A 10,855-nucleotide genomic window follows, 5' to 3' on the forward strand; every position below is an offset into this window, starting at 1 on the left:
CAATGGGAGGCGGAGTTCACCTGCCCCTGCTGCGGCGAGGGTTGGGCCCGGGACAAGCTGCAAGTCGCTCTGTTCATGCTTCCGCCAAAGGCCGCTGGCGAACTCCGGGTGCAGGTTGAGCGCCTGGACACGGTGCTCCTCGGGCGAACGCATCACGAGCCGACAAAAGACCCGGGCCTGGCGTGGTGGCATCGCAGATGCTGACCGTACCCATGTCACCCACTGGTTCGTTGGCTCTTACGTGACTGGCCGGGGGGGATCTGACAGAGGTGGAGTGGCGATGTCTGGAGCCGCTTCTGCCCACCGGCAACAACCGCTGCGGGCGGTGGCGCGATCACCGTCAGGTGATCCACGGCATCCTGCACCGGGTACGCACCGGGGTGCAGTGGCGTGACCTGCCTGAACGCTACCGGCCATGGAGGACCGTCTACGAGCGCCACCGGCGCTGGTCAGCCGACGGGACCTGGGAACGGCTACTCCAGCAGGTGCAAGGCCAGGCCGATGCCGCCGGTGGGATCGACTTGGACGTCTCGGTTGATTCCACCTCGATCCGTGCCCACCAGCATGCGGCCGGCGCGCGGAAAGCTCCGCCGCCCGCCGCGTCAAAAGGGGCGACCGCGATGGCACAACAGAGCGGAAGACTGTGGGCGAGGCTGTGCACCCGCCTGGCAGAGGTGGTGCAGGAGGCGAGGCGCTCGGCCGCTCCCGAGGAGGCTTCACAACCAAGATCCACCAGAGTGCCGACGGGCAATTGCCGCGTGCTCTCACTGTTGCTGACGGCAGGCCAACGGGCGGACTGCACACAATTCGGGCCAGTCATGGAACGCATTCGAGTGCCTCGACTCGGGCCAGGCCGCCCGCGCACCACACCAGACAGCGTGAGCACCGATAAGGCAGACAGCAATCGCCGGACCCGCCGCTACCGGGGGACGCGGCATCCGCCACGTCATCCCCGAGAAAGGCGACCAGGCCGTGAACCGCGTACGCCGGGGCCGGGCAGGAGGTCGCCCACCCGGCTTCGACAAGGAGCAGTACAAGAAGCGCAACACCGTGGAACGGGCGATCAACAAGCTCAAGAACTACCGAGCCGTGCCCACGAGGTACGACAAGCGCGCGCATACGTCTACCTGGGCACCATCACCGTCGCAGCAACCATCATCTGGCTCCGGACATGATCGGCGCGACTAGGGCTGGTCAGGCTCCTGGACGGCGGGCCCGCACTGGATCCTCGCGGATGCCGGCTACCAGGGCCTGGGCGCCCAGACCGGCGGGCGCGTGGTGACGCCACCGCACCGCAAATTCAAGAAAAGCGCCCCGGACTGGTACGAGGAGATGCACGAGCGCCAACGCAAGGCCCACTCCTCACGCCGTATCCGCGTCCGAGAGCGGGTTTCGTTCGGTGACCGGCCACGCATCGGACTCGGTGCTTCCCTAGCGTGGGTCTACTTGCCCACTAACTTGATGTGGGGAAGAGAGTCTGCACCGCCAGGGGGGGGCTGACCGCGGCGCGGCGTTGCAGGAAGCAGTTGCACAGTCGCTTGGCCAGCGCTGAGCACTGCGCTGGGCGGCGAGTGGCAGATGGACTAGCCGCCCGGTCTCTCCAATGCCTCTAACTTGCGAGAAGCTTTGCCTCTGTCGTTTTCATCTTGAATGCGCCGGTATTTCATAGTTCTGGAGGTGCGGGGCCGGGGTGCCGGTGAGGCTCCCGGTGTGGTTGGGACCTATGGGTCTGATGGTGTGGCGGCTGGGGCGGGTGAGAGCTCGTGCCTGTCTCATTCCAAGACGCCCCATTCCATCTGTGCTTCCGCGGTCGTTGCAGTGCGCCTGGGCGCACTCGGTTCGGAGCGGTACGTCGGGAGCATGAGTGCGCGACGTCCGTATCCGAGTGATCTGTCCGACGCCCGCTGGAAGTTGATCGAGCCAGTCCTGTCCGCCTGGCGCTTCGAGCGCCGCGGCAGGGCCCTTGACTTCGGGCGTCCGCCCCAGCGCGACCTGCGCGAGATCACGAACGCGATCTTGTACGTGGACCGCACCGGCGTCCAGTGGCGCTACCTCCCGCACGATTTCCCGCCCTGGGAGACGGTCTACGGGTACTTCGCAAAGTGGGCGAAGGAAGGTGTGTTCGCCCAGCTCAACGGCCTGCTACCGGAACTCGTGCGGCAGAAGGAGGGGCGGAGTGCCGCACCGTCGGCCCGCGTGATCGCCACGCAGAGCGTCAAGACCTCCACCAGCGTGCCAGCGTCGAGCCAGGGCACGGATGCCGGGAAGAAGATCGTCGGCCGGAAGCGGAGCATCGTCATCGACACGATCGGCCTCCTGCTCGCGGTGCTGGTCACCGCGGCCAGCGTGCAGGACTCCGTGGCCGGCACCCAACTGCTCGACCGGGTCGCCGCCGACCACCCGGACATCCGCAACGTCTGGGTGGACGGCGGTTACCGCCAGCACCTCGTCGAACACGCCGCAACCCTCGGCATCGACATGGAAATCAGCGCACGCACCCCGGGGACCAGGGATTCACCCCGATACCAAAACGATGGGCGGTCGAGCGGACCTACGGCTGGCTCATGCTCCACCGCCGCCTGGCTCGCGACTACGAAACCCTCCCCACCCGCTCCGAAGCCATGATCTACCTCGCCATGACCGACCTCATGGCCCGCCGCCTCACCGGCGAAGCCACCATCTCCTGGCGCGACCCATCCTGCGGCGGGCAATGGCCGGCACGATGGCTCGCTGGCGGACCTGGTTGCGGTAGAGGTCAGCCGCGGTCGGCGAAGAGCGAGTCAGGCTTCCGGAGGAGATGGCCGCCCCTTCCGCGTACCGGTGGGATCGCGTCGAGCAAGGGCAGCAGTCGGGTGACGTCGTTGCGGTTGCCGCCGGTTAGCAGGACCGCCAGGGGAGGACCGTGCCCGTCGGACCGACACTCGGCACACCAACAAACCCTCTCCGAGCGTTAGCTGGCGCCGCAGTTGCCCACTACGTAAGGAGAGCACGATTTTATATGGAGGACCTATGTCAAATCCGCAGGAACCCCAGCACACGGGTGGCCTTTTCGCCGCTTTTGGTAAAATGTTCGCAGCTTGTCGAGATCTGAATCAGCTGCCGGCTCCGCAGGGAGATGAGGTGGGGGCTCGCAATAGAGCCGCAACCAATGTCTTGTCGTACGTGTCAGATGTTGACCCAATTCACGATCGCCGAGTCGCACATGACGTCTATGACGGGATCACCGCCATTCATGATCTATCGGGAGATCGTGGCGCCAAAGGTGTAGACACGGTTGTATTTCCTGCAGATGATGAGAAGTGGGCTCCTATACTTACGGCGAAGCATGATGACGCCGACGCGCAGCGGAAAGCAGGCGCATTGGAGCTGGATCGATGGGCTGAGAATTCCAGTAGCAATCCGCAAGGCGCAGAAATAGCTGCCCGAGTAACGGCGGAGGAGCGGGCTAGGGCGCAGGTTGTTACTGGTGATGCAGTGCTAGTGACGACGCCGGGAAGCAGTCTCTGGAGCCTACTATGGACCAGCGACTAATTTAGCAGCCGCCCTACCACTCACCTTGCTCACATCCCGTGCGCCTATAACTTGGGCACCAGTAGCCGCTTTGGCTCGGCTCTGCTGGATCGATGGCGTACGGGATGTGAGCACGCCGCGCGCGCCCCACGAGCCTGCCGTCGGCAAGGCGCCGGCCCGGCGCGAGTTTCTGCTCACGTTGAATACGCGACACCTCTACATGCGAGCCCACCATTCTCCAAGGCCATGCAGAGCGGCTCAAGGCCGTGATCAATCTCACCTATAAACACGATTCGATTGATCACCGACGCCGTACCTCGCTGGCGATCAGGACCCCTCCGGGCCAGAGCGTGTCCGTATAGCCGCCTCCGCCCACGGCGAAACGGAGGACCACACCGGCCGCTTCTACGGAGATGCTGTGTCCTCGGTCCCGATCTGCGCGCCAAACGAACCGCCCTCTATGCCGCGGGCGTTTTGCCAGAATGAAGGAGCACCCGCCATACCCTCGCGCGCTTTGCCGCCCGCACCCGCTAACTGATGGGGCTTTGCAATGAACAGCGACGCGAAAGTCGCCCTGCCGACAGTCTTGCCCCCTCCTCGAGCCTCTTCGGACAGCGTGCTGACTGCATCGAACACTTCAACTGCGCGAAGGCCCGTTCCCCGGGAGCCCTCGCCCGCGCGTGGTCGCGGTTGAACTGCTGGTAGTGCTCGGGTTGCTAGTTGTGGTGGTAGTAGGGGGTGCGGAAGGTGGCGCCGGCGCCCTGGTAGGCGCGGTCGGCCAGAACGAGGATCTGCCGGGTCAGGCAGGCCTGCACGATCCCGTGGGCCCGGGCCGCGGCCAGATCGTGGTTTTGGGGCGCGTCGGGGGAGAGGGCCTGGTCGACGACGGTCCGGACGTGGGCACGCTCGGGCTTCTCCTGGCGGCCGTGCTGGTCACACCGGCGTCCGTGACCGATCGGGACGGCGCCCGGTCCCTTCTGCCAGCGGCGGCCGGCAGCTTCCGGCGGTTAGCCTGGGTCTGGGCCGATGGTGGCTGCACCGGCCACCTCACCGACTGGACCAGCGATCACCTCGGCCTCGTCCTCGACATCGTCCGCTGCGGTGAGGACGTCCGAGGCTTCCAGGCCCTTCCCCGCCGCTGGGTCGTCGAACGGTCCTTTGCACGGTTTCTGCGCAGCCGCCGCCTGGTCAGGGACTACGAACGCCGCCCCGACACGAGCGAAGGCGTCATCCGCTGGTCGATGATCGCCCTGATGAGCCGCCGCCTGGCCGCACAACTCGTCGGCCTGCAGTCATGATGGCATGGTGAACCTCCCGGGCTTCGTCTCCACCAGCCAGCCCCGTTCCACCAGCCTCTTCAGCCGTGCTCTCGCGCCCTCGACGCGTGAGGCCGAGACACTGTCCCAGCCAAGCACCACGGCCGTCCGCCGGGCACCCAGCCCGTCGTTCCCGGCCTCGGCTGCCATTACCGCCTGGTAGTCCACCGACAGGTCGTCTACCCCGGCCGCCTTCTGCCGATGCGGCACCGCACGGCGCGGGCCCACCGCCGTCGTCGGTGACAGGCCAACGATTGTCTCGGCCGGCTGTTCCGCCTCGACGAGCGCTTCCAGATACTGCTCGAGGCCGATCGTCCGAAGCTTGAGGACCTCCCCGGCATCCGCCAAGTCTGCCCGCACCCGCTTCAGTTCGGCTTCGAGCTCATCCACCGCACGGCAGCGGCCTTCCGCCGCGTTTCCAGGACGCCCGCATCGACGGCATCTGCCACCCCCACCGACTCGATCAGCAACGAGTAGAGACTCCCGTCACAGCCGCAATCTCATGCCTGACCAGCGGATCCGCACACGGCATTCGGAAAGAGAACGGCCTCTAAGGTACGAAACGTAGCGCTTCCCGACAAATTCTGCGGCCAGGTCAGACTGTAGCGCTAATGCGCCTGTGCTGGACATCTACAGCACCGGGTGGACGGATCGTGCCCCGCTCCGAGGGACCCGTCTCCGGCGTCGAGAGGCACTCGGACACGAGGACGCACGGGTGGGTCCGGCAACAGCGGTCCGAGCACACTGCGACGTGTAGTTGCAGCAGACGTTACCGAAGCGGGTTTCCGCTGGCCGATAGTGTGGTTAGTATTCGCTTATGGCTCAGAAGATTGTGACCGTTTTCTCGGACGACCTGACCGGTGCAGAATCAGAGGAGGTGCAGACCCATACTTTCTCCCTCGATGGGGTCAATTACGAAATCGACCTCGTCTCAGACAACTATGACAAGCTGTACGAAGCGCTGGCCCCATTCATCGATAGCGGCCGCAAGACCGGCCGTGCTAGGACAGCTACCCAGCCGCGCAAGCAGGCGACAAGCGGGCCGAGTGCCGAAGGAGTACGTTTGTGGGCACGAGAGAACGGTCACCAAGTCAGTGACCGCGGTCGCGTCCCCGCCAGCGTTCGTGAAGCTTATGAAAGGGCTCACTGAACCCCTTTTATCCTGGGGTCTGAGGAGTGAAACAGGCTGGTCAAGTGGGGTGACGTGGCGAAGCCCCTCGTCGTTGGTGTGGTGATCTCACTCAACACGCCGAGGGCCGGGGGGCTTCGTTGGTTCCGTATCCCTCCACACTCGACGTCCCGCACGAGCTGGTCGAGCATGTCTCCTGGCTCATCTAGACCCGAAGGCGTGAACTTCGCTCGCCGTGGCGGAAGTTGAGCGTGCTTCACGCAAGCCCTGCTGACACTGGCCCATCTGCGGAAGGGTCTGCTGCACGATCGGGTGACAGGTTCGGTCACGCGGCCTGGAAGGCCGATGTGGTCATGACGGTCTCGCATTCGACGGGTGTCAGCCGGCCGAGTGGGGCTTGTCGGCGGCGCCGGTGATAGGTCCGCTCGATCCAGGACACGATCGCGATCGGCAGTTCCTCGCGGGTGGCCCAGCTCCGGCGGTCGAGGACGTTCTTCTGCAGAAGGCTGAAGAAGGGCTCCATGGCCGCGTTGTCGCCGGCTGCCCCGACCCTCCCTATCGATTCGGCCATGCGGTGTCGGTCAAGGGCCCGGACGAATTTCCGGGACCGGAACTGCGAGCCGCGATCGCTGTGCAGGATGCACCCGTCGACGTGTTCACGCCGGGCCACCGCGTTGTCCAGGGCGGTCACGGCCAGGCGGGACTTCATCCGCGCGTCGATGGAGTAGCCCACGATCCTGTTGCTGAACACATCCTTGATCGCGCAGAGGTACAGCTTGCCTTCGCCGGTGGCGTGTTCGGTGATGTCGGCGAGCCACAGCCGGTTCGGGCCGGTCGCGGTGAAGTTCCGGCTCACGAGATCGTCGTGCACCGGCGGGTCGGCCTTCTTGCTCCTGCCGCGCTTCTTGCCGAAACACTCCACCAACGGTTGTCCCGGCAGATCCGCCAGGCGGTCCGGTCCGCCATCCGAGCTCCGGCACCACGCGCTTCATCGGCCAGGAAGCGGTAGCCGAATTCCGGGTCGTCGCGGTGAGCGTCGAACAGTGAGCCTTTGCCAACTTGATCTGTGAGCTGGACAGTTGGGTCGACAGATGAGTGAAGCCCCTGGTAGACGGGTTCACGACCAAGATCACCCGTGCCACCAGAGGCTTCGTGTGCTTGTCTACCCGTGCGGGCTGGACGTGTCCAGTCGATCCCTGTCCTTCCTCGCCGCTCGCCTGCGCGAACACCGCCGGCGGATCAAGAGCCGCTGGCGTCGGCTCCCGGTCGGGCGTCAAGCCGTGCTGGTGCTGGCGCAGCTGCGGAACGGAACCACGTACGGCCAACTCGCAGCAGGTTTCGGGATCGGGACGAGCACGGTCTACCGCTACATCACGGAGGCCGTCGACTTGCTGGCCGCACTCGCACCGACCCTCGACGATGCCGTCCTGGCTGCCTCGGGGAAGGCGTACGTCCTGCTCGACGGGACGCTCCTGCCGATCGGGCCCGGCGCAGGACCTCGTTCTCCTGTTCCAGCAGCTTGATCCGCCGACCGCGGCCTATCTATCGCAGGCGCATCTGCCGGGAAAAGGATCTACCCGCTCGTGAAAGAGCTGGCCGTGGACGGGGTGCCCGTCACGGTGACGTGCCGGGTGCTGAAGCTCGCCAGACAGCCCTACTACCGCTGGCGCGACAAGCCGGTGGCTGACGCCGTGCTGGAGGAGTCGTATCGCCCGAACTCACTGAGGTCTTTTCAACCTGCGGTTGAGCTGGCGTGATGCAGGGTGAGGACGGCCTGGACCAGGCCCGTGATTCGGGTGGTGGAGCAGCGGAGTGTGCGGAGGAGCCGCCAGTTCTTGATGGTGGCCATGGCTTGTTCGACGAGGGCTTGGATCTTGGCCTGGGATCGGTTCACGGCCTGCCGACCTGCCGAAAGTGTGTCCCATCGGCCGCGGTATGGCACCCGTACCGTGCCGCCGGCGCCTTGATAGGCCTTGTCCGCCCAGCAAGGTATCTGGGCCTGGCCGAGGGCGTTGATGACGCCGTGTTCGCGGGCCGCGCGAACGTCATGAACGGGCCCTGGCAGTGCGGGCGAGACCCACAGCAGTCGGCCGAACGGATCGGTGATGACCTGCACGTTCATCCCGTGCTTTTTATGCTTCCCGGAGTAAAAGGGCCGGTCGGCGGCGATCCGGTGCGCTTCCCGCAGTTCCGCGCTCTCCCGGCTGGTCACCTCGGGCTTGGACCCGTCATCGATGTCCGCCCGGGCGCATCCACTTCCACAACGTCATCGGGTGAACCCCGAAAGCGGTGGCCACCTGCTCGACCGTGACACCCGGGCCGCGGTTCCTCGCGACCCGCACGACGTCCTGGCGGAACTCTTCCGGATAGGGCTTGGGCACAGCGACATCCTTCCTACCCGCCCCTCAGGGAAAGCCAGTTCAGATGTCACCCGATCGTGCAGCAGACCCTATACACCCTCACCCCGGTCCTGACAGTCACCCCGTCAGTTGGTTCGATGCCGCCCCGGCGCACCATGACGGCCGACGGGCGTAGCTTGCAAGCGCTCCTTCCTGCCCACCTATACATGTGAAGGACAAGCATCGCAGAGGCCTAAGTGGCCCCAATGTGGTGCAACGCATACGACTGGCATCGGAGCATCGGTATGCTGAATCAATATATACGCCCCGTACCTGGCGGTTACGAGATACAGTCAACCATCATGGATAACAGCGGAACTCTCGGTGCGGTTGTTAACTGGCAAGGCAGCCTGGTGGGGTTCAGTAATCAGCACGTGCTGGGGTCGACTGCTGGCAGTCCCGTATTTCAGCCCAATATCTTAACGGAATCCAAAGCGGATCAAAAAATCGGAACCGTTGTCGCCGGCTCAGCAAGTCCAACATACGCCACCATTGAGGACTACCTCGCAGACCCTGTCGACATGCTCTACGATTTCGCCTATTTCGACGTAGAGGCGGGGCGCACTTCATGCAAGATTGTCGGCATCCGCGATGTTGACAGTCCCGTTGAACTAAGAGATCCCCAGGTGGGAGAGGAAGTTGTGTGGGTCGGAAAAGTCACCGGGCCGGAAGTGGGAGAAGCGCAAATCGTAGACATCGACACCTGGATGATCGCGTCGAATTCCAATGGAAGAATATACGGAAGTGCAAACATGATCAAACTGAAAGCTATTGGGAAAGGCGAAAAGCGCCTACAGTCGGGCGACTCTGGTGCCGCGCTAATCTCAAAGCACGATGGGAGGCTAGTGGGTCTAGTTGCTGCATCCGCGGTAGGTGGCGACTATGATGTAGGGAGCAAAATCCCGCCTTCCCGATTCGCGATAGGCCAGACCGTTCCCATGGATAGTGATGAGGTGCTGGCTCGCTTCTATGAGAAGGAAGCCAAAGAGAGAGAGCAGTTAAGAGCAGCACAAAAAGCCAAGAATGATGAATGCCTAATTATGTAAGAGTGGTTGTGTGGATTTCGCTTGCAAAAGCCTCTGCCCTGTTACCGATAGCGCATATCGGGCGGGGCGGCATAGGGGTACCTCTGCTTGATCAGCACTGATCAGTTCTCCGTGCGCACGGACATCGGGAATTTGCTTCACTCCTCTCAGCTCGGGTGGCGAGCCGCCGAGAGGTGAGGTCCCCACCGCGCGCTGCCCTCCTCCCTACACACTGTGCAGGGAGAAGGGTCGGCGTTCCTCAGGGCTCCTGGGAGCCTGGCACGTACCCCTCCGGGCACCCCAGCGGTATCAGGACGACACGCAAGCATGCAGGCCCGACGCAAAAGGGGCTCACATGTCACTCGCCCTTACCCTGAACCCCGAACCACCGGTTCATGAGCCTGGCCCATGTTGAAGCTCTCAGACATCCGCTCGCTTGGGCGGCTTATATCAATGTGCTCCTACCCCCCCCACCAGTGACGGCCCACTTGGTCTCACCGAGCTTGGGATGCGAGGTGGTTGTTTGAGAACTTCGTGCTTCAACGGAAAACTGAGTTGTGCCGTTAGTAGTCCGGGATTTCACTTTGCCCGGGGTCACGGCGGTGCTGGATGATCACGCCGGTTCCGCGGTAGCCGCCGTCCCGGTGGCTAGGTGGACCGTAAGGGTGCCGCGGTCGGCGTTGGCGGCCTGGTAGGCGGGGTGGGCCAGGAGCGTGGGGACGACGACGGTGCGCAGCACGTCGGCGGCGGGGCCGTCGGCGGGGGCGGGGGCGCTGAGCGGGTCCTGAAACACCTCGCCGTCAGCGCCTTCCTGGAAGTCGAGCACCCAGGAGCGCCCGGCCGCGGTGAATGCGACGTCGCCGCAGGTGCCGACGTCTGACGTCGCTGGTGACTGGGTGGGCCTCCAGAACGTCGGCGAGGCCAACGGATATCGAGCTGCGCACTTGGGCCGCCGAGTCAGTGCAGTGCTGGCATCCTTCGCCGGACGAGCGGCGTGGCGACGCGGAGGTGGGTGAACTTCTCGACCGGAGCCGACCTCTTCAGCGACTACGTGTTGCGCCGGCACAAGTGGGAAGCTGCTGGGGTGGGCAGCTGAGACTGTACGGTCCAGAACTTTGCCCTTGACGGCGCCTTGTCCACACCGCTGGGTGCGGCGGAGGCGCTGGGGATGCCCGCCACCTACAGCCTGGCCGCCCTGATCGCCGAGGACGTCTCCGTGCACCGGCATCGGCTGCTCCAAGTGGTCCTGCGCGCCGATACATCGTCGCCGATGAGCGACGTGGCCTGGGTGCGTGACCCGTGGAGGCTGCCACGGCAGCCGTTGGGCCGGCGGCAGCCGCCACATCCTGCCTCTTGTCCAGATCCTGACAAAAAGCGCGCCTAACGAGCTCGTGCACGGTAGGCGGTGAGGCGTCGAGTTCTCAATCGTCGATCATGGTCATGTGGTGGGGAACGCGTTTCGTGAAGTGATCGTCA

6 protein-coding genes and 10 pseudogenes are annotated in these 10,855 nt (G+C 64.4%); 9 read left to right on the forward strand and 7 right to left on the reverse strand.

The annotated features are described in order from the left end of the window. From ACZ6CZ_RS36965 to ACZ6CZ_RS36975, 3 pseudogenes are all read left to right on the forward strand, one after another. Positions 1-204, forward strand: a pseudogene (locus ACZ6CZ_RS36965) (hypothetical protein); the annotation flags it as partial. 41 nt (positions 205-245) lie between these two features. Further along, positions 246-1,175, forward strand: a pseudogene (locus ACZ6CZ_RS36970) (IS5 family transposase). 685 nt (positions 1,176-1,860) lie between these two features. Continuing rightward, positions 1,861-2,690, forward strand: a pseudogene (locus ACZ6CZ_RS36975) (IS5 family transposase); the annotation flags it as partial. A gap of 10 nt (positions 2,691-2,700) precedes the next feature. Here ACZ6CZ_RS36975 and ACZ6CZ_RS36980 read toward each other — a convergent pair. Continuing rightward, a pseudogene (locus ACZ6CZ_RS36980) lies at positions 2,701-2,914 on the reverse strand (transposase); the annotation flags it as partial. 1,126 nt (positions 2,915-4,040) lie between these two features. Beyond that, positions 4,041-4,364 (reverse strand): annotated as a pseudogene (locus ACZ6CZ_RS36985) (transposase family protein); the annotation flags it as partial. Positions 4,365-4,457: 93 nt separating this feature from the next. On the opposite strand from ACZ6CZ_RS36985, the gene ACZ6CZ_RS36990 reads away from it, so the two are divergent. Beyond that, positions 4,458-4,808, forward strand: coding sequence for a transposase (locus ACZ6CZ_RS36990; protein ID WP_469030346.1), 351 nt, complete (start codon positions 4,458-4,460; stop codon positions 4,806-4,808). Here ACZ6CZ_RS36990 and ACZ6CZ_RS36995 read toward each other — a convergent pair. Then, positions 4,803-5,216, reverse strand: coding sequence for a hypothetical protein (locus tag ACZ6CZ_RS36995; protein ID WP_469030332.1), 414 nt, complete (start codon positions 5,214-5,216; stop codon positions 4,803-4,805). The genes ACZ6CZ_RS36990 and ACZ6CZ_RS36995 overlap by 6 nt on opposite strands. 427 nt (positions 5,217-5,643) lie before the next feature. Here ACZ6CZ_RS36995 and ACZ6CZ_RS37000 point away from each other — a divergent pair, with 427 nt between their 5' ends. Both ACZ6CZ_RS37000 and ACZ6CZ_RS37005 read left to right on the forward strand, forming a co-directional pair. Then, complete coding sequence (locus ACZ6CZ_RS37000; RefSeq protein WP_469030335.1) at positions 5,644-5,976, forward strand: histone-like nucleoid-structuring protein Lsr2; 333 nt, start codon at positions 5,644-5,646, stop codon at positions 5,974-5,976. Positions 5,977-6,054: 78 nt separating this feature from the next. Further along, positions 6,055-6,249, forward strand: a pseudogene (locus tag ACZ6CZ_RS37005) (IS5/IS1182 family transposase); the annotation flags it as partial. 31 nt (positions 6,250-6,280) lie between these two features. Here ACZ6CZ_RS37005 and ACZ6CZ_RS37010 read toward each other — a convergent pair. Further along, positions 6,281-6,987, reverse strand: a pseudogene (locus tag ACZ6CZ_RS37010) (IS3 family transposase); the annotation flags it as partial. A gap of 122 nt (positions 6,988-7,109) precedes the next feature. On the opposite strand from ACZ6CZ_RS37010, the pseudogene ACZ6CZ_RS37015 reads away from it, so the two are divergent. Both ACZ6CZ_RS37015 and ACZ6CZ_RS37020 read left to right on the forward strand, forming a co-directional pair. Next, a pseudogene (locus ACZ6CZ_RS37015) lies at positions 7,110-7,457 on the forward strand (helix-turn-helix domain-containing protein); the annotation flags it as partial. 63 nt (positions 7,458-7,520) lie between these two features. After that, positions 7,521-7,643, forward strand: a pseudogene (locus tag ACZ6CZ_RS37020) (IS3 family transposase); the annotation flags it as partial. 44 nt (positions 7,644-7,687) lie between these two features. Here ACZ6CZ_RS37020 and ACZ6CZ_RS37025 read toward each other — a convergent pair. After that, positions 7,688-8,128, reverse strand: a pseudogene (locus ACZ6CZ_RS37025) (transposase family protein); the annotation flags it as partial. Between the two features lie 55 nt (positions 8,129-8,183). After that, positions 8,184-8,336 carry a transposase gene (locus tag ACZ6CZ_RS37030; RefSeq protein ID WP_469030338.1) on the reverse strand — a complete coding sequence of 51 codons (153 nt, stop codon included), beginning with the start codon at positions 8,334-8,336 and terminating at the stop codon, positions 8,184-8,186. Positions 8,337-8,656: 320 nt separating this feature from the next. Here ACZ6CZ_RS37030 and ACZ6CZ_RS37035 point away from each other — a divergent pair, with 320 nt between their 5' ends. After that, the gene (locus tag ACZ6CZ_RS37035) at positions 8,657-9,400 is read left to right on the forward strand and encodes a hypothetical protein (protein ID WP_469030341.1); all 744 of its coding nucleotides are present in this window, start codon (positions 8,657-8,659) and stop codon (positions 9,398-9,400) included. A gap of 592 nt (positions 9,401-9,992) precedes the next feature. On the opposite strand, the gene ACZ6CZ_RS37040 is transcribed toward ACZ6CZ_RS37035, so the two are convergent. Then, complete coding sequence (locus ACZ6CZ_RS37040; protein ID WP_469030343.1) at positions 9,993-10,172, reverse strand: hypothetical protein; 180 nt, start codon at positions 10,170-10,172, stop codon at positions 9,993-9,995. Positions 10,173-10,855 lie beyond the last annotated feature (683 nt).

Source organism: Streptomyces sp. NPDC041135 (assembly GCF_055592085.1).

Bases quoted from the DNA above. Each gene is read 5' to 3' on its own strand.
- ACZ6CZ_RS37035 (WP_469030341.1), top strand. From the start codon at position 8,657: ATGGATAACAGCGGAACTCTCGGTGCGGTTGTTAACTGGCAAGGCAGC.
- ACZ6CZ_RS37000 (WP_469030335.1), top strand. From the start codon at position 5,644: ATGGCTCAGAAGATTGTGACCGTTTTCTCGGACGACCTGACCGGTGCA.